The sequence below is a fragment of the Pseudomonas frederiksbergensis genome, assembly GCF_017114915.1.
GTDB classification, from domain to species: domain Bacteria; phylum Pseudomonadota; class Gammaproteobacteria; order Pseudomonadales; family Pseudomonadaceae; genus Aquipseudomonas; species Aquipseudomonas frederiksbergensis_I.
Map to the genome: position 1 here is coordinate 1 of NZ_JAAUOE010000014.1, position 18,499 is coordinate 18,499.

16 protein-coding genes are annotated in these 18,499 nt (G+C 61.2%); 9 read left to right on the forward strand and 7 right to left on the reverse strand.

Features of this window, described 5'->3' with window-relative positions; translation table 11 throughout:
- Window positions 1–129 precede the first annotated feature (129 nt).
- Complete coding sequence (locus HCU66_RS12565) at window positions 130–504, reverse strand: hypothetical protein (protein WP_205888790.1); 375 nt, start codon at window positions 502–504, stop codon at window positions 130–132.
- A gap of 225 nt (window positions 505–729) precedes the next feature.
- Here HCU66_RS12565 and HCU66_RS12570 point away from each other — a divergent pair, with 225 nt between their 5' ends.
- Entirely contained in the window at window positions 730–1,671 is a 942-nt protein-coding gene (locus HCU66_RS12570; protein ID WP_205888791.1) for an AEC family transporter, read from the forward strand.
- A 30-nt stretch (window positions 1,672–1,701) separates the two neighbouring features.
- On the opposite strand, the gene HCU66_RS12575 is transcribed toward HCU66_RS12570, so the two are convergent.
- The 6 genes from HCU66_RS12575 to gatC all read right to left on the reverse strand — a co-directional run bounded on the left by HCU66_RS12575 (window position 1,702) and on the right by gatC (window position 6,905).
- Entirely contained in the window at window positions 1,702–2,082 is a 381-nt protein-coding gene (locus tag HCU66_RS12575) for a carboxymuconolactone decarboxylase family protein (protein ID WP_007941215.1), read from the reverse strand.
- A complete protein-coding gene (locus tag HCU66_RS12580) occupies window positions 2,079–3,140 on the reverse strand; it encodes a calcium/sodium antiporter (protein ID WP_205888792.1) in 1,062 nt (353 codons plus the stop codon). The genes HCU66_RS12575 and HCU66_RS12580 overlap by 4 nt, the downstream gene beginning before the upstream one ends.
- Window positions 3,141–3,190: 50 nt before the next feature.
- Window positions 3,191–3,565, reverse strand: coding sequence for a septal ring lytic transglycosylase RlpA family protein (locus HCU66_RS12585; protein WP_205888793.1), 375 nt, complete (start codon window positions 3,563–3,565; stop codon window positions 3,191–3,193).
- A 129-nt stretch (window positions 3,566–3,694) separates the two neighbouring features.
- Window positions 3,695–5,140 (reverse strand): Asp-tRNA(Asn)/Glu-tRNA(Gln) amidotransferase subunit GatB, encoded by a 1,446-nt coding sequence (gene gatB, locus HCU66_RS12590; protein ID WP_205888794.1) that lies wholly within the window; start codon window positions 5,138–5,140, stop codon window positions 3,695–3,697.
- A gap of 10 nt (window positions 5,141–5,150) precedes the next feature.
- A complete protein-coding gene (gene gatA / locus HCU66_RS12595) occupies window positions 5,151–6,602 on the reverse strand; it encodes an Asp-tRNA(Asn)/Glu-tRNA(Gln) amidotransferase subunit GatA (RefSeq protein ID WP_205888795.1) in 1,452 nt (483 codons plus the stop codon).
- A gap of 15 nt (window positions 6,603–6,617) precedes the next feature.
- Entirely contained in the window at window positions 6,618–6,905 is a 288-nt protein-coding gene (gatC, locus tag HCU66_RS12600) for an Asp-tRNA(Asn)/Glu-tRNA(Gln) amidotransferase subunit GatC (RefSeq protein ID WP_007901429.1), read from the reverse strand.
- A gap of 210 nt (window positions 6,906–7,115) precedes the next feature.
- Here gatC and mreB point away from each other — a divergent pair, with 210 nt between their 5' ends.
- The 8 genes from mreB (at window position 7,116) to tldD (ending at window position 18,481) form a co-directional block, all read left to right on the forward strand.
- A complete protein-coding gene (gene mreB, locus HCU66_RS12605; protein ID WP_002555108.1) occupies window positions 7,116–8,153 on the forward strand; it encodes a rod shape-determining protein MreB in 1,038 nt (345 codons plus the stop codon).
- 142 nt (window positions 8,154–8,295) lie between these two features.
- Complete coding sequence (gene mreC / locus HCU66_RS12610) at window positions 8,296–9,420, forward strand: rod shape-determining protein MreC (RefSeq protein WP_205888889.1); 1,125 nt, start codon at window positions 8,296–8,298, stop codon at window positions 9,418–9,420.
- A complete protein-coding gene (gene mreD, locus HCU66_RS12615) occupies window positions 9,420–9,911 on the forward strand; it encodes a rod shape-determining protein MreD (RefSeq protein WP_205888796.1) in 492 nt (163 codons plus the stop codon). The genes mreC and mreD overlap by 1 nt, the downstream gene beginning before the upstream one ends.
- Window positions 9,912–10,113: 202 nt before the next feature.
- Entirely contained in the window at window positions 10,114–10,710 is a 597-nt protein-coding gene (locus tag HCU66_RS12620; protein WP_205888797.1) for a Maf family protein, read from the forward strand.
- Window positions 10,711–10,767: 57 nt separating this feature from the next.
- A complete protein-coding gene (gene rng / locus HCU66_RS12625) occupies window positions 10,768–12,225 on the forward strand; it encodes a ribonuclease G (RefSeq protein ID WP_105340071.1) in 1,458 nt (485 codons plus the stop codon).
- Window positions 12,226–12,300: 75 nt separating this feature from the next.
- Window positions 12,301–16,104 (forward strand): YhdP family protein, encoded by a 3,804-nt coding sequence (locus HCU66_RS12630; protein ID WP_205888798.1) that lies wholly within the window; start codon window positions 12,301–12,303, stop codon window positions 16,102–16,104.
- Window positions 16,105–16,171: 67 nt separating this feature from the next.
- Window positions 16,172–17,026 carry a carbon-nitrogen hydrolase family protein gene (locus HCU66_RS12635; protein WP_205888890.1) on the forward strand — a complete coding sequence of 285 codons (855 nt, stop codon included), beginning with the start codon at window positions 16,172–16,174 and terminating at the stop codon, window positions 17,024–17,026.
- 12 nt (window positions 17,027–17,038) lie between these two features.
- Entirely contained in the window at window positions 17,039–18,481 is a 1,443-nt protein-coding gene (gene tldD, locus HCU66_RS12640) for a metalloprotease TldD (protein ID WP_205888799.1), read from the forward strand.
- Window positions 18,482–18,499: the final 18 nt, after the last annotated feature.

Here is an 18,499-nt window from a genome sequence, read left to right on the forward strand (position 1 = left end):
CCATTTAGGCTGAGGCAACAGCGAGCGGGCTACTGTTAGAAATAACAGTTTCGACGAACGGTATTCACGACACGAAGACGTTCAGCACAAAAAACGCCTGACCGATAAACGATCAGGCGCGAAGAAAAATCAGGCTTCGATATACAGTCTCAGGGGCTCCGAACACGGCTCCAGACTCGACTCATCCGCAAATTTGTAGCGCAATTCCACCTCTGTGTTCAGGTACTTTTCCAGTTCCGATTTCGGGACTCGCAGTTCAATCCCCGTCAGTTTTACCATGTCGTCGCTGGCCTCATCCCAGACGCCGGTCGGCTCTGCGAGACCCTCCCAGTCAGGTTCTTCCGTGTTCGTGCCGAGGATCGGGTAGACATCCCAGTTCGGCGGAATATCGTTCGGATCCGGGACGCGGACGATCAAGTCTTCGCTGAGGGTCGATAGCGGGATGGTTGCCTGATCGGCGGGGTGATCCGGGAATTGCGGAAGGTAGGCAATGGCAAAAGTCATGTTGAATCGCTCTCCTTGAAAGATCTGCCGCGATCCTTCGCGGCAGTCGTCGCACTTTACCGGGCGCATCGGTGATCTGCCGAATCCGATCATGACCAGGCATTTCAAGGTTCAACATCGTACGCAGGCAATTGTCCCGGGGCGCGTGGGAACGATCCGGCGATCCGGGTGAAAGTGGCTTATCATTAGCCCCCTAACGACGTCCACCCCAAGGTTCCCCCCGGCATGCTGGCTATTTTCCTCGAAACCCTGAACATCACCGCGCCGGTGTTTGCCATGTTGTTACTGGGGGTGCTGCTCAAGCGCATCGACTGGATCAACGACAACTTCATCCACACCGCGTCGGCCCTGGTGTTCAACGTCACCATGCCGGCGTTGCTGTTTCTGGGCATCCTGCATGCCGACCTGCACGCCGCGTTGCAACCGGCGCTGCTGACCTACTTCTCGGTCGCGACCCTGGCGTGCTTTGCGATTGCCTGGGGTTGGGCGATCTGGAAGTGCCCTCGGGAAGACCGGGGTATCTACACCCAAGGCGCGTTTCGCGGTAACAACGGGGTGATTGGCCTGGCCCTGGCGGCGAGCATGTATGGCGATTACGGGATTTCGCTGGGGGCGATTCTCGCGGCGCTGGTAATCCTGTTCTACAACACGCTCTCGACCATCGTGCTGGCGGTCTACAGCCCGGTGATCAAGTCTGATCCGTGGAGCATCTGCAAAAGTGTGATGGTCAATCCGCTGGTGATCAGCGTATTTGCGGCGACGCCATTTGCCTGGTTCCAGATCGGCTTGCCGGGATGGCTGGAGAAGTCCGGCCAATACCTGGCGCAAACCACCTTGCCATTGGCGCTGATCTGCATTGGCGGCACGTTGTCCCTGGCGGCGATGCGCAAGAGTGGCCCGATGGCGCTGAGTTCAAGCCTGATGAAGATGATCGGCCTGCCGGTGCTGGCGACACTGGGCGCCTGGCTCTGGGGCTTTCGCGGGGCGGAGTTGGGGATTCTGTTTCTGTACTTCGGCAGCCCGACCGCCGCGGCCAGTTTCGTCATGGCCCGTCAGGCCAACGGTAATCATGAACTGGCGGCGGCGATCATCGTGATAACCACGCTGATGGCGGCGGTTACTACCAACATCGGGATCTTTTTGTTGCAGTGGGGTGGGTGGATTTAACCTCAGGATTTGCGGTGTTCTTCAGATCTCCTACTCCGGCTTCTGATAAGTATCGATCACTTCCTGCGCCGCCCGAAACGCATCGATTGCCGCCGGCACGCCGGCATACACCGCGCAATGCAGCAGCGCTTCGCGAATCTCCTCCACGGTGCAGCCATTGTTCAGCGCACCGCGCACATGGCCTTTCAATTCTTGCGGGCACTTCAACGCGGTCAGCGCGGCGAGGGTGATCAGGCTGCGGGTTTTCAGCGGCAAGCCTTCGCGGTTCCACACACCGCCCCAGGCGTGCTCATTGACAAAGTCCTGCAACGGTTGGGTGAACTCGGTGGCGTTACCCAAGGCGCGGTCGACGAAGGCGTCGCCCATTACTTGGCGGCGGATTTCAACCCCAGGCTTTTTATCAGTGCTCATGGCAATTCCCTCTTGTGGTGTTGGCGGCGCCAGGCGCGTAGCGAGGTGAACAGCAAAAACGCCACCAGCGCCGGCAGGACGAAAAACAGCATCAGGTGTTCAAGTTTGCCGGCCAGCGGCATGCCCGTGGTGAACGACACCACGTGCAGCCCATAGGCCAGGTACAAACCCAAAAACAGCAGGCCTTCGGCGCGTGTCACCCGGTAGCCGGAATAGAACACCGGCAGGCACAGCACCGCGACACCGAGCATCACCGGCAAATCGAAATCCAGCGCGTTGGGCGAGACCGACAGCGGCGACGGTGCGATCAACGCGGTCAGCCCGAGCACGCCCAAGAGGTTGAGCAGGTTGCTGCCGATCACGTTGCCCACGGCGATGTCCCGTTGACCGCGCAACGCGGCGATCAACGACGTGGCCAGTTCCGGCAGGGAAGTGCTGACGGCGACGATGGTCAGGCCGATGATCCGCTCCGACAAGCCCAGGTCGGTCGCGACCGCCACGGCGGCGCCGAGCAGCAAGTGCCCGGCGAACACCAGCATCGCCAGCCCGGCGACAATCATCAGCAGGCTGCTGATCCACGGCGCCTGCGGCGCTTCATGCGCCGCCGATGACGGACGGGTCGAGTGCCGCGACTGACGCAGCAGCAAGCCCAGATACAGCGCCAGCGCTGTCAGCAGCATCACGCCATCGGCCCGAGTCAGTTCTTCGTTCCACGCCAGTACGAACACCAGCAGGCTGGCGCCGATCATCAGCGGAATATCCAGGCGCACCAACTGCCGCGAAACCCGCAGCGGAGTAATCAGCGCGGAGAGTCCGAGGGTGACGAGGATGTTGAAGATGCTACTGCCGATCACGCTGCCGACGGCGATGTCGGCGTTTTGCGCCAGGGTGGCTTGCAGGCCGACCGCCATCTGCGGCGCGCTGCTGCCCAGGGCCACGATGGTCAGGCCGATGATCAGTGGTCGCACATGCAAGCGCGCGGCCAGGCGTACGGCGGTGCGCACCATCAGTTCGGCGCCGGCGATCAGTAAAAACAGACCACTGAGCAATTCAATCACGCTGATCAGGGGTAAATCGGCCAGTCCGAAAATAGTCAGCGCTCCGTCTATCAGTCGTCGAGGGCTTGCACGCGAACCTTCGCGGTGCCACTGCGCAGCATGCCCAACTGTTCGGCCGCTTCACGGGACACGTCGATCAGGCGTCCACGGGAATATGGTCCGCGGTCGTTGATGCGTACCACGCAGGACCTGTCGTTATTCAGGTTGGTAATCTTCACCCGGGTGCCGAACGGCAACTGGCGATGGGCGGCGGTCAAGCCGTGCTGGTTGAAACGCTCACCGCTGGCGGTGCGTTTGCCATGATGTTTGGCGCCGTAATACGAAGCCGTGCCGGTCTTGTCGTAGCCGTGTGGATCGACGGTATCGGTACTGGCACAACCGGCCAGCAGGGAGAGCAGGGCGCAAGCGCTGAGCAGACGTTTCATTAGGGTGACCCCATGATCGTTCCCACGCTCCGCGTGGGAATGCAGCCCGTGACGCTCCGCGTCACATAAAGCGGACGCTGAGCGTCCAATGAGGCGTTCCCACGCAGAGCGTGGGAACGATCACTGTGGTTAGCCTTCGAGCTTGCTTTTGAGCAGTTCGTTGACCTGTTGCGGGTTGGCCTTGCCTTTGGAGGCTTTCATGGCCTGACCGACGAAGAAGCCGAACATCTTGCCGCGCTTGGCTTCGTCTGCCGCGCGATACTGTTCGACCTGTTCGGCGTTGGCCGCGAGCATTTCGTCCAGCACCGCCGAGATCGCGCCGGTGTCGGTCACTTGCTTCAAGCCGCGCTTGTCGATGATCTCGTCCGCGCTGCCTTCGCCGTTGGCCATGGCTTCAAAGACTACCTTGGCGATCTTGCCGGAGATGGTGTTGTCCTTGATGCGCAACAGCATGCCGCCCAGTTGCTCGGCTGAAACCGGCGACTGGTCGATGTCCAGGCCTTGCTTGTTCAACAGGCTGCCCAGTTCAACCATGACCCAGTTGGCCGCCAGTTTGGCGTCGCCACTGATGTTCACGACTTTCTCGAAGTAATCGGCTTGCTCGCGGCTGGTGGCCAGGACGCTGGCGTCGTAGACCGACAGACCGAACTGCGCCTGGAAGCGCTCGCGTTTCTGCGGTGGCAGTTCCGGCAGGGTGGCGCGCACGTCGTTGAGGAACGAGTCCTCGATGACCACCGGCAGCAGGTCCGGGTCGGGGAAGTAACGGTAGTCGTTGGCTTCCTCTTTGCTGCGCATCGGACGGGTTTCGTCCTTGTTCGGATCGTACAGGCGGGTCTGCTGGATCACCTTGCCGCCGTCTTCGATCAGCTCAATCTGGCGTTGCACTTCGCTGTTGATCGCCTTCTCGATGAAGCGGAACGAGTTGACGTTCTTGATCTCGCAGCGCGTGCCGAACTCGGCCTGGCCTTTTGGACGGATCGACACGTTGCAGTCGCAACGCAGCGAGCCTTCGGCCATGTTGCCGTCGCAGATGCCCAGGTAACGCACCAGCGCGTGGATCGCCTTGACGTAAGCCACGGCTTCCTTGGCGCTGCGCATGTCCGGCTCGGACACGATTTCCAGCAGCGGCGTGCCGGCACGGTTCAGGTCGATGCCGGTGGCGCCGCCGAATTCTTCGTGCAGGCTTTTACCGGCGTCTTCTTCCAGGTGCGCGCGGGTGATGCCGACGCGTTTGACCGTGCCGTCTTCCAGAGCGATGTCCAGGTGGCCCTTGCCGACGATCGGCAATTCCATCTGGCTGATCTGGTAGCCCTTGGGCAGGTCCGGGTAGAAGTAGTTCTTGCGGGCGAACACGTTGTGCTGACCGATCTCGGCATCGATCGCCAGGCCGAACATCACCGCCATGCGCACCGCTTCCTGGTTCAGCACCGGCAATACGCCGGGCATGCCCAGGTCTACCAGGCTGGCCTGGGTGTTCGGCTCGGAACCGAACGTGGTGGAACTACCGGAAAAGATTTTCGACCGGGTGGTGAGCTGGGTATGAATCTCCAGCCCGATCACGACTTCCCATTGCATGTGTTTCTCCTCAGAAGCCGGTTGGGGTGCGGGTGTGCCAGTCAGTGTTCTGCTGATACTGATGGGCAACGTTCAACAGGCGACCTTCCTGGAAATACGGGGCGAGCAGTTGCACGCCGACCGGCAAGCCATCGACAAAACCTGCAGGCATGGACAAGCCCGGCAGACCGGCGAGGTTGGCGGTGATGGTGTAGACGTCTTCCAGGTACGCGGCGACCGGGTCGCTGTTCTTGGCGCCGAGCTTCCAGGCCGGGTTCGGCGTGGTTGGGCCGAGGATGATGTCGACCTCATTGAAGGCGGCCATGAAGTCGTTCTTGATCAGGCGACGGATCTTCTGCGCCTTCAGGTAGTAGGCGTCGTAGTAACCGGCCGACAGCGCGTAGGCGCCGACCATGATCCGGCGCTGCACTTCCGGGCCGAAACCTTCGCCACGGGAACGTTTGTACAGGTCTTCCAGGTTTTTCGGGGCTTCGCAGCGATAGCCGAAACGCACGCCGTCGAAACGCGACAGGTTGGAAGAGGCTTCCGCCGGGGCGATCACGTAGTACGCAGGAATCGCGTGCTGCATGTTCGGCAGGCTGATGTCCTTGATCACGGCGCCGAGCTTTTTCAGCTCTTCGACGCTGGCCATGATCAGGTCGGCGATACGCGGGTCCAGACCGGCGCTGAAGTATTCCTTCGGCACGCCGATGCGCAGGCCTTGCAGCGAACCGTTGAGGCCGGCGCTGTAATCAGGCACGGGCTCGTCAATGCTGGTGGAGTCCTGCGGGTCGAAGCCGGCCATGCCTTGCAGCAGGATCGCGCAGTCTTCGGCGGTGCGGGCCAGTGGGCCGCCCTGATCGAGGCTGGACGCGTAGGCGATCATGCCCCAGCGCGAAACGCGACCGTACGTCGGTTTCAGGCCGGTGAGGTTGGTCAGCGCGGCAGGCTGACGAATCGAACCGCCGGTGTCGGTGCCCGTCGCCGCCGGCAACAGACGAGCGGCCACCGCCGCCGCCGAACCGCCGGACGAACCGCCCGGAACGTATTCCAGGTTCCACGGGTTTTTCACCGCGCCGTAGTAGCTCGACTCGTTGGCCGACCCCATGGCGAATTCGTCCATGTTGGTCTTGCCCAGGGTCACGGCCCCGGCAGCCGCCAGTTTGGCGACCACGGTGGCGTCGTACGGGGCTTTGAAGTTGTCGAGCATCTTCGAGCCGCAGCTGGTGCGGATGCCTTGGGTGCAAAACAGGTCTTTGTGGGCGATCGGCGCGCCGAGCAGGGCGCCGCTCTCACCGTTGGCCCGACGAGCGTCAGCGGCTTTGGCCTGCTGCAGCGCCAGGTCTTCGGTGAGGCTGATGAAACTGTTGAGCTGCGGGTCGAGTTGGGCGATGCGCGCCAGCAGGACTTTGGTCAGCTCTTCGGAAGAAAACTTTTTATCGGCGAGTCCGCGGGCGATCTCGGCCAGAGTCAATTGATGCATTGAGGCTCTTTCCCTTTAGTCGATGACTTTCGGAACCAGGTACAGGCCGTTTTCGACCGCTGGTGCGATGGACTGATAGGCCTCGCGGTGATTGGTCTCGGTCACGACGTCTGCACGCAGGCGCTGGCTGGCTTCCAGTGGATGGGCCAGCGGCTCGATACCGTCGGTATTGACCGCTTGCATTTCGTCGACCAGCCCGAGAATGCTGTTCAGGGCCGAAGTGATGTGTGGAAGATCGGCATCATTGAGGCCAAGGCAGGCCAGATGAGCGATTTTTTCCACGTCGGAGCGTTCAAGCGCCATGGGATTCTCCAGTGGAAAACAGGACGGACGGCGTCCGTGTGTTAGATTGTCGGAACACTACCGCATATCTACGGTCTCAGGGCCGCGATTGTGGGGCTTGGTGCACAGAAAAGCGGCCAATTTAACATATTGGCGCCTTGCCCAAAATCCCTGTCGTTGTTAGAGTTTGCCGCACTTTTTTACCCACGCGTTGCCTAGGGTCCCTTTCCCATGTTCAAGAAACTGCGTGGCATGTTTTCCAGCGATCTTTCCATTGACCTGGGCACTGCCAACACCCTTATTTACGTGCGCGAGCGCGGTATCGTCCTGAATGAGCCATCGGTTGTGGCTATTCGGACACACGGTAACCAGAAAAGTGTCGTGGCTGTCGGCACCGAAGCCAAGCGCATGCTCGGTCGTACGCCGGGCAACATTGCCGCCATTCGTCCGATGAAGGACGGCGTGATCGCCGACTTCAGCGTCTGCGAAAAGATGCTGCAGTACTTTATCAACAAGGTTCATGAAAACAGTTTTTTGCAGCCTAGCCCTCGTGTGCTGATCTGCGTTCCATGCAAGTCCACCCAGGTTGAGCGTCGTGCCATCCGTGAGTCGGCCCTCGGTGCCGGTGCCCGTGAAGTGTTCCTGATCGAAGAGCCAATGGCTGCTGCGATCGGTGCCGGCCTGCCGGTTGAAGAAGCCCGCGGTTCGATGGTGGTCGATATCGGTGGCGGTACCACAGAAATCGCGCTGATCTCCCTCAACGGTGTGGTCTATGCCGAATCCGTACGGGTTGGCGGCGACCGCTTCGACGAAGCGATCATTACCTACGTGCGTCGCAACTACGGCAGCCTGATCGGCGAATCCACCGCCGAGCGCATCAAGCAGGAAATCGGTACCGCCTACCCGGGCGGCGAAGTTCGTGAAGTCGACGTTCGTGGCCGTAACCTGGCCGAAGGCGTTCCACGGGCATTCACCCTGAACTCCAACGAAGTGCTGGAAGCTCTGCAAGAGTCCCTGGCCACCATCGTTCAGGCGGTGAAAAGCGCGCTGGAGCAATCGCCTCCGGAGCTGGCTTCCGATATCGCCGAACGTGGCCTGGTACTGACCGGCGGTGGCGCCCTGCTGCGTGACCTCGACAAGTTGCTGGCCCAGGAAACCGGTCTGCCGGTGATCGTCGCCGAAGACCCGCTGACCTGCGTTGCTCGCGGCGGTGGCCGTGCATTGGAAATGATGGATAAACACACCATGGACCTGCTCTCCAGCGAATAAGTCGTTGGCTTGCATCTATGCTGTTGGCGCGCAGGCAGCACTTTGCAGTGCTGCCTGTTGGCGTTTATCTTCTGTCAGTCTGCATCCAGGCCGGTTTGATGCCGTATGAATAAAGAGAACATTTGCCTGGGAGGAGCGGCTTATTAAACCGCTTTTCACCAAGGGTCCCTCACTGGGCGTGCGCTTGTTGGTGTTGGTCGTGCTATCGGTCGCGCTGATGGTGGTCGATGCCCGCTTCACACTGCTCAAGCCAGTGCGTAGCCAAATGTCGCTGGTGCTGATGCAGTCTTACTGGATCACCGACCTGCCGCAGCGGCTATGGCAGGGTGTGGCCAGCCAATTCGGCAGCCGGACCGAGCTGGTCGCCGAAAACGAAAAACTTAAAACCGAAAACCTGCTGTTGCAGGGGCGCATGCAAAAGCTGGCGGCCCTCACCGAGCAGAACGTTCGGCTGCGCGAGTTGCTCAATTCTTCGGCACTGGTCAACGAGAAGGTCGAAGTGGCCGAGCTGATCGGCATGGACCCCAACCCTTTCACTCATCGCATCATCATCAATAAAGGTGAGCGCGACGGTGTGATCCTCGGTCAGCCGGTGCTCGATGCCCGCGGCCTGATGGGCCAGGTGGTGGAGTTGATGCCATACACCTCTCGTGTACTGTTGCTGACGGATACCACCCACAGCATTCCGGTGCAGGTGAACCGTAACGGTCTGCGGGCGATTGCCAGCGGCACCGGCAACCCGGAGCGTCTTGAGCTGCGTCATGTGGCCGATACCGCCGACATCAAAGAGGGCGATCTGCTGGTCAGCTCCGGCCTCGGGCAGCGTTTTCCGGCGGGTTACCCGGTGGCGACGGTCAAGGAAGTGATCCACGATTCCGGTCAACCGTTCGCCATCGTGCGTGCCGTACCGACCGCCGCGCTGAACCGCAGTCGTTATCTGTTGCTGGTATTCAGTGATGGTCGCACAGCCGAGGAGCGCGCCAACGAAGCCGCCCAGGCTCAAGAGGCTCTGGACCAGCACGGCGGTGGACCGATCATTCCTGCAACGGTGCCGAGACCGGCCGCGTCAGTGATACCGGCTGCCGTCGCGGCTCCGGCTGTTGCACCTGCTGCACCTGCCGCCGCAACCCCGGTCAAACCTGACGCGGCCCATCCTGCCGCCACCAAGCCACCCGCGACGGCGCCGGCGGCCGCCAAACCCGCGGCGGTGAAGCCTGCTGCCAAACCGCCTGTCTCCGCGCCGGCCACCACTGGGGGAAGAGAATAATGGGCGGTACAACGTCAACCCGAAACGGCTGGATGGTCTGGTTGAGCTTCGCCATCGGCATGCTGCTCAGCATTTCGCCGTTGCCGCAATTCATGGAAATCCTGCGTCCTCTGTGGCTCGCCTTGCTGCTGGCGTTCTGGGCATTGGCCCTGCCGCATAAAGTCGGCATGGTCACCGCCTGGTGCCTGGGCCTGGCCGAAGACGTGCTGTATGGCACGTTGCTGGGCCAGAACGCGCTGATCCTCACGCTCATCACGTTCCTGGTGCTGTCGCTGCAACAACGCCTGCGCATGTTCCCGATGTGGCAACAGAGCCTGGTGATCCTGGTGATCTTCGGCCTGGCCCAACTGGTTCAGTTGTGGCTCAGCGCCCTGACCGGCAATCGTCAGCCGACCCTGGCGCTGGTGTTGCCGGCACTGGTCAGTGCGTTGCTCTGGCCATGGATCAGCTTCGGTTTGCGCGGTTTGCGTCGACGCTACAAAATCAATTGATTCGGTCAGGCATGTGCCCGTACCGGTGCCCTGTCTCGCAAATACGTTCCTTTTTTGGCGAGTGGCTGTTGTTGCCAGACAAGGCGCCGCGACGAGTCATAGCTCGCTATGTCGAGGAGCGGCAACGCAGTGTGGCAACAACAGACGCCGCCAAAAAGGAACAGTATTTGTGAGACAGGGCACTGGACAGGGAGATGTCTTGATGAAATCGTTGTACCTCGCCTCAGGCTCGCCGCGTCGGCGTGAACTGCTCACGCAGATCGGCGTGCCGTTCACCGCCATCAGCGCGGACATCGATGAAACCCCTTTCCCTGAAGAATCCCCTTCGGCCTATGTCGAGCGTCTGGCGCGCGGCAAGGCTGAGGTTGGGCGTGGGGCGGTCGTGTCCGACGCGGATTTCTGCGTGTTGGGTGCCGATACCGCCGTGGTGCTGGACGGGAAAATTCTCGGCAAACCGGTGGACGCAGCCGAGGCGTGCGCCATGCTTATGCTGCTGTCCGGACGTGAGCATGAAGTATTGACGGCGATTGCAGTGCAGGACGGCGAGCGATGCGAGTCTTTGGTGGTGCGCAGTCTGGTGCGTTTTCGCGCCATCGGCCGCGACGAAGCGGCGGCCTACTGGGCCAGCGGCGAACCCCGGGACAAGGCAGGCGGCTATGGTATTCAAGGATTGGGCGCGGTGTTCGTCGCCGGGCTCAATGGCAGTTACTCGGCGGTGGTTGGATTACCGCTGTGCGAAACCGCGCAACTGCTCGGCCATTTCGGCATACCCTGTTGGCAAACCCTTAACGCGCGCTGAGCGTCGTACTGACAAGATGCGGCCATTATCGTGAACATGCCTGAACGAGACCCTGCCATGAGTGAAGAGATCCTGATCAACATCACGCCGATGGAATCGCGCGTGGCGGTGGTCGAAAACGGTGTCCTGCAAGAGGTCCATGTCGAGCGCACGCAAAAACGCGGGATCGTCGGCAACATCTATAAAGGCAAGGTCGTGCGGGTATTGCCGGGCATGCAGGCCGCTTTCGTCGATATCGGGCTGGACCGCGCCGCGTTCATTCACGCCTCGGAAATTTCCCTGCGCGAAGGTCCGGCGGTGGAGAGCATCAGCGCGCTGGTTCACGAAGGTCAAAGCCTGGTGGTACAAGTCACCAAGGACCCGATCGGCTCCAAAGGCGCACGTCTGACCACGCAACTGTCGATCCCGTCGCGCTATCTGGTGTACATGCCGCGCACTGCCCATGTCGGCATTTCCTTGAAGATCGAAGACGAAGCCGAGCGCGAACGCCTCAAGCAAGTGGTCACCGACTGCGTGGAAAAAGAAGGCATCAAGGAAGCCGGCGGTTTCATTCTGCGCACCGCCGCCGAAGGGGCCGGGGCCGATGAAATCCTCATGGACATCCGCTACCTGCGCAGGCTCTGGGACCAGATCAACGCCCAGATCAAAACCATCAGCGCACCGAGTGTGATCTACGAAGACCTCGGCCTGGCGTTGCGTACCTTGCGCGACCTGGTAAGCCCGAAGATCGAGAAGATCCGCATCGACTCCCGGGAAACCTTCCAGAAAACCACGCAGTTTGTCGCCGAGCTGATGCCGGAAATCGCTGACCGTCTGGAGCATTACCCGGGCGAACGACCGATTTTCGACCTGTACGGCGTCGAGGACGAAATCCAGAAAGCCCTGGAACGCAAGGTGCCGCTCAAGTCCGGCGGTTATCTGGTGGTCGATCCGGCGGAAGCCATGAGCACCATCGACGTCAACACCGGGGCGTTCGTCGGTCATCGCAATCTCGAAGAAACCATCTTCAAGACCAACCTCGAAGCCGCCACCGCCATTGCCCGTCAACTGCGTCTGCGTAACCTGGGCGGGATCATCATCATCGACTTCATCGACATGGAGGACGAGGAGCATCAGCGTCAGGTATTGCGTACCCTTGAGAAGCAACTGGAGCGCGATCACGCCAAGACCAACATCATCGGCATCACCGAACTGGGCCTGGTGCAGATGACCCGCAAGCGCACCCGCGAAAGTCTTGAACAGGTGCTTTGCGAACCGTGCAGCAGCTGCCAGGGACGCGGCAAGCTCAAGACCCCGGAAACCGTGTGCTATGAGATCTTCCGCGAAATCCTGCGCGAGGCACGGGCCTATCAGGCCGAAGGCTATCGGGTGCTGGCGAACCAGAAAGTGGTCGACCGCTTGCTCGATGAAGAGTCGGGCAACGTCGCCGAACTTGAAGGCTTTATCGGGCGTACTATTCGGTTCCAGGTAGAAACCATGTATTCCCAGGAACAATACGACGTGGTGCTGCTCTGAATCGTTGTGTTTCAACCCCACTAGAACGGCTGGCCTCAGCTTTTTGCAGTGTTTTTGCCATGGGAGCCAACTGACATGGACGGTCTGACACGCATTTTGGCCGCACTGACCCGCTGGGGCCTGGGCCTGTGCGCGTTGGTTTTAGTGTTGACGGCGCTGTTCGTCAGCCTCGGTCGGGAGTTGACGCCGCTGGTGGCCGAGTACCGTGCCGAGGTCGAAACCAAAGCCAGTGCTGCCTTGGGCATGCCGTTGCACATCGGCGAACTGGAAGGCAACTGGAGCGGTCTCGACCCGGTTCTGCTGGCCCATGACGTGATGGTCGGCGAGGGCTCCAATGCCCTGCGCCTGGATCAGGTGCGCGCGGTGCCGGATCTGTGGGGCAGCCTGCTGGCTCGCGAAGTGCGCATCGCACACCTGGAACTCAGTGGTTTGAAGATCAGCCTCAAGGAAGGCGAAGGCGGTCATTGGGCGCTGGAAGGTTTGCCGGTGCGGCAGGATCAACCGCTCGACCCGGAGCAACTGCTCAATCGCATGCAGATGATCCGGCAATTGTCGGTACTCGACAGCCAGGTGACCTTGCAGCCTCTGGAAGAGCAACCTCTGACGCTGACTTATGTCGGCCTGAACCTGAAAACCGGCGTGTCGCGTCAGCGGCTCGATGCCCGTCTGACCTTGCCCGATGGTCAGCCGGTGGCGATGAGTGTGCGCACCCGCTTGCGCGCAGGCCAGTGGAAGGACGGTGCGGTGGACGCTTACCTGAGCCTGCCGCAAAGCGATTGGTCGAAATGGTTGCCCGAGCGCCTGACCCAGAATTGGAATTTTTCCGAGATCAAGGCCGGTGGCGAGCTCTGGGTGAGCTGGAGCGAGGGCACCCTGCAAAGCGCCGCGATCCGTTTGAACGCGCCGCAACTCAAGGGCGCCTACGCCGAGCGCAAACCGATCCAGATCAACAATCTGGCGCTTAACGGGTATTTCCAGCGCAGTTCTACAGGCGTGCTGGTGACCCTGGATTCTCTGGCCATGAGCCTGGGCGACACCCGCTGGGAATCGAAACTGCAATTTCAACAAACCGCGGCGACCGACACATCGCTAGAGCTCTTGCATTTGCAAGCTGATCGCCTCGATCTCACACCGCTCACGCCTTTGCTGAACGCACTGGGCCCACTGCCTGAAGGTGTCGCCACGGCGGTCGAGCGACTCAAGGTCACCGGGGTTTTGCGCAATGTGCTGATCGACATACGACCCAAGGCAACCGATGACAGCCTATTCAGTTTTGCCGCCAATCTGGATCGGGTCGGTTTCGACGCTTATCACGGTGCGCCGGCGGCACGAAATGTCAGTGGCAGCATCAGCGGCGATCTCGGGCAGGGCGAGTTGCGCATGGACAGCAAGGACTTTTCCCTGCACCTGGACCCGATTTTCGCCAAGCCATGGCAATACATTCAGGCCAACGCCCGGCTGACCTGGAAACTCGACAAAGAAGGTTTCACCCTGATCGCGCCGTACCTGAAGGTGTTGGGCGAGGAGGGCAAGATTGCCGGCGATTTCCTGATTCGCCTGCATTTCGATCACACCCAGGAAGACTACATGGACCTGCGGGTCGGCCTGGTCGACGGCGACGGTCGTTACACCGCCAAGTACCTGCCGGCCGTGTTGAGCCCGGCGCTGGACGAATGGCTGCGCACGGCGATTCTCAAAGGCGCGGTGGATGAAGGTTTCTTCCAGTACCAGGGCTCCCTGAACCACGGCGCCCCCGAAACGGCGCGCAGCATCAGCCTGTTTTTCAAGGTTCACGATGCCGAGCTGGCGTTTCAACCGGGCTGGCCGCATGTCAGCAAGGTCAGCGGCGATGTGTTCGTCGAAGACAGCGGCGTGCGGATCCTCGCGAGCAAGGGCCAATTGCTCGACACCCAGGTCAGCGACATTTACGTCAATATTCCCCGGGCGCCTGCCGGTCAGAGCCCTCACCTGTTCCTCGATGGCGCATTCGCGGGCGGGTTGGGTGATGGCCTGAAGATTCTGCAGCAAGCGCCGATCGGCACCGCCGACACGTTCGCCGGCTGGGAAGGCGAGGGCGATCTGCAAGGCCAGCTCAAACTTGATATCCCGTTGGTCAAAGGCGAGAAGCCGAAAATCCTCGTCGACTTCAAGACCGGCAAGGCCCGTTTGAAGCTCAGCGAGCCCACTCTGGAGCTGACGCAACTCAAGGGCGATTTCCGTTTCGACAGTGCCAAGGGGTTGAGTGGACAAAAGATCACGGCGCGCGCGTTCGACAAACCCGTGACCGCACAGATTTTCGCCGAGGGCAGTGCGGGCAAGCTCAATACCCGGGTCGACGCATCGGGTCAGGTCGAGGTCAAGAAACTCACCGAATGGCTGAACGTCACTCAGCCGTTGCCGGTGTCTGGCGTGGTCCCTTATCAACTGCAACTGAACCTTGATGGTGCCGACAGCCAGTTGATGGTCACTTCCAGTCTGAAGGGCGTGGCGGTGGATTTGCCGGCGCCGTTCGGCATGGCGGCCGACGTCGGGCGCGACACCGTGTTCCGCATGACCCTGCAAGGACCGGAGCGGCGCTACTGGGTCAATTACGGTGAGCTGGCGGACTTCACGTTTGCCGCCCCGACCGGCAATTTCATTGATGGTCGCGGTGAATTGTTCCTTGGTGGCGGCAATGCCGTGTTGCCCGGGACCAAAGGCTTGCGCGTGCGCGGTGTACTGTCCGAGCTGGATGTCGCTCCCTGGCAGGATCTTGTCAACAAGTATGCCGGCCAGGATCCGGGCGGCAGCGCCAAGCAGTTGCTCAGTGGCGCGGATTTGAAGGTTGGCAAACTCAGTGGTTTCGGCACCACCCTCGACCAGGCGTCGGTGCAGGTGACGCGCAAACCGGCCACCTGGGCCCTGCAACTCGACAGTCAGCAGACCAGGGGCACCGTCGGTATCCCCGATGCGAAAGGCGCACCGATTGCGGTCAATCTGCAATACGTACGTTTGCCGGCACCAGACCCGACGGTGCTGGCCGACGAGAATTCGCCGGATCCGCTGGCCACCGTGGACCCAACGAAGATCCCGGCGCTGGATGTCACTATCAATCAGCTGTTCCAAGGGCAGGATCTGGTGGGCGCCTGGCAATTGAAAGTTCGCCCGACCGCCAAGGGCATTGCCTTCAATAGCCTGGATCTGGGCCTCAAGGGCATCCTCCTGCAGGGCAGCGGCAGTTGGGAAGGCACGCCGGGCAATTCCAGCAGTTGGTACAAGGGCCGGGTCAGTGGCAAGAACCTCGCTGACGTGCTCAAGGGCTGGGGGTTTGCGCCGAGCGTCACCAGCGAAGAGTTTCATATGGATGTTGATGGTCGCTGGCCCGGCTCACCGGCGTGGCTGGCCACCAAGCGCTTCTCCGGCAGCCTTGATGCTTCGCTCAAAAAAGGTCAGTTCGTTGAGGTCGAGGGCAGTGCCCAGGCGCTGCGGGTATTCGGTCTGCTCAACTTCAACTCCATCGGTCGCCGCTTGCGCCTGGACTTTTCCGACCTGTTCGGCAAAGGCTTGAGCTATGACCGGGTCAAAGGCCTGCTGGTCGCGAGCAATGGGGTCTACGTGACCCGTGAGCCGATCCTGCTGACTGGCCCGTCGAGCAATGTGGAACTCAACGGCACCCTGGACCTGGTAGCTGATCAGGTCGATGCCAAGTTGTTGGTGACTTTGCCGGTGACCAACAATCTGCCGATTGCCGCGCTGATTGTCGGTGCGCCGGCCGTCGGTGGGGCACTGTTCCTGATCGACAAGCTGATCGGTGACCGCGTGGCGCGTTTCGCCAGTGTCAAATACACCGTCAAAGGCCCGTGGAAAGAGCCGAAAATCACCTTCGACAAGCCTTTTTGAATTCTTTTTGAAAAGGCACTCTTCGGGCCTATGGAGTAGCATGGCGGCATACATTAAGGAGCGCGCCATGTCTGTAGCGGTGATTCAAATGGTCAGCCAGAGCGACGTGCTGGCCAATCTGGCCCAGGCCCGTCGCCTGCTCGAGCAGGCGGCAAGTGGTGGCGCGCGGCTGGCCGTGCTGCCAGAAAACTTCGCCGCCATGGGCCGTCGCGACATTGCCGACATCGGCCGCGCCGAAGCCTTGGGTGAAGGGCCGATCCTGCCGTGGTTGAAACAGACCGCCCGCGACCTCAAGTTATGGATAGTGGCCGGCACGTTGCCGTTGCCGCCAGCGGATCAACCGACGGCCAAAGCGCATGCGTGCTCGTTGCTGGTCGATGATCAGGGCGAGACCGTGGCGCGGTACGACAAGCTGCACCTGTTCGACGTGGACGTGGCGGACAATCGCGGGCGTTATCGCGAGTCCGATGACTATGCTTATGGCAATGGCGTGGTGGTCGCCGATACGCCGGTCGGCCGAATCGGCCTGACGGTGTGTTACGACTTACGATTTGCGGAGCTGTACAACGAATTGCGTGCGGCCGGCGCGGAGCTGATTACCGCTCCATCGGCCTTTACCGCGGTAACCGGCGCGGCCCATTGGGACGTGCTGATTCGCGCACGGGCCATCGAGACTCAGTGTTACATGCTCGCGGCCGCCCAGGGTGGAACGCATCCGGGGTCACGAGAAACCTATGGTCATGCCGCGATTATCGACCCATGGGGCCGGGTGCTGGCACAACAGGATCAGGGCGAGGCCGTGCTGCTGGCCGAACGCGACAGCAGCGAACAGGCGTCCATCAGGGCGCGGATGCCGGTGTCCACTCACCGGCGATTTTTCTCGCAGGGCGCCCAGCGACCTGCATCAGAACGACGAATTTAAGGCGTAAAGCATATGAGCGAGTTGTTGTCCTCCGTCAGTGAACACCTCCTGGCGCCCGGCGGCGTAACGATCGAGAGCCTGCAGGGTGTGCTCGGCGATCTGGCCGGCCCGGGCATCGATGCCGCCGACCTGTATTTCCAGGGGCAGATTTCCGAGTCCTGGGCGCTGGAAGACGGGATCGTCAAAGAAGGCAGCTTCAACCTCGACCAGGGTGTCGGCGTGCGGGCGCAATCGGGTGAAAAAACCGGTTTTGCCTACAGCAATGCGATCACCCTCGAAGCGCTGGGCGCGGCAGCCCGTGCGGCGCGTTCGATCTCCCGGGCCGGGCAGAACGGCACCGTGCAGGCATTCACCACCCAGGATGTCGCCCAATTGTATGGGCCGGACAACCCACTGGAAGTGCTGACCCGCGCCGAGAAAGTCGAGCTGCTCAAGCGTATCGACGTGGCGACCCGCGCTCTCGACCCGCGTATCCAGCAAGTCACCGTGAGCATGGCCGGGGTCTGGGAGCGAATTTTGATCGCCTCCACCGACGGCGGCCTGGCGGCGGATGTACGGCCGTTGGTGCGTTTCAATGTCAGTGTGATCGTCGAGCAGAACGGTCGTCGTGAGCGTGGCGGTCATGGCGGTGGCGGTCGTACCGATTACCGCTATTTCCTCAGTGAAGACCGCGCCATGGGCTATGCCCGTGAAGCGTTGCGTCAGGCGCTGGTGAATCTGGAAGCCATTCCGGCGCCGGCCGGTACGTTGCCGGTGGTGTTGGGTTCGGGTTGGTCCGGCGTATTGCTGCACGAAGCCGTCGGCCATGGTCTGGAAGGCGATTTCAACCGCAAGGGCAGTTCGGCCTATAGCGGGCGCATGGGCGAGATGGTCGCCTCGAAGCTTTGCACCATCGTCGATGACGGTACCCTCGCCGGGCGCCGTGGTTCGCTGAGCGTCGACGACGAAGGCACGCCGACTGAGTGCACCACGCTGATCGAAAACGGCGTGCTCAAGGGGTATATGCAGGACAAGCTCAACGCGCGCCTGATGGGCGTGGCCCGCACCGGCAACGGTCGTCGCGAATCCTACGCGCACCTGCCGATGCCGCGCATGACCAACACTTACATGCTCGGTGGCGAAAGCGACCCGGCGGAAATCATCGCCTCGGTGAAAAAAGGCATCTACTGCGCCAACCTCGGCGGCGGTCAGGTGGACATCACCAGCGGCAAGTTTGTGTTCTCCACCAGCGAGGCGTACCTGATCGAAGACGGCAAGATTACCGCCCCGGTCAAAGGCGCAACGTTGATCGGCAATGGGCCGGAAGCCATGAGTCGGGTGTCGATGGTCGGGAACGATCTGGCGCTGGACAGCGGCGTGGGGACGTGCGGCAAGGATGGGCAATCGGTGCCGGTGGGTGTCGGCCAGCCAACGCTGAAAATCGATGCGATTACCGTGGGTGGCACGGGCGCATAAAGTGAAGCTTCGGGTGAG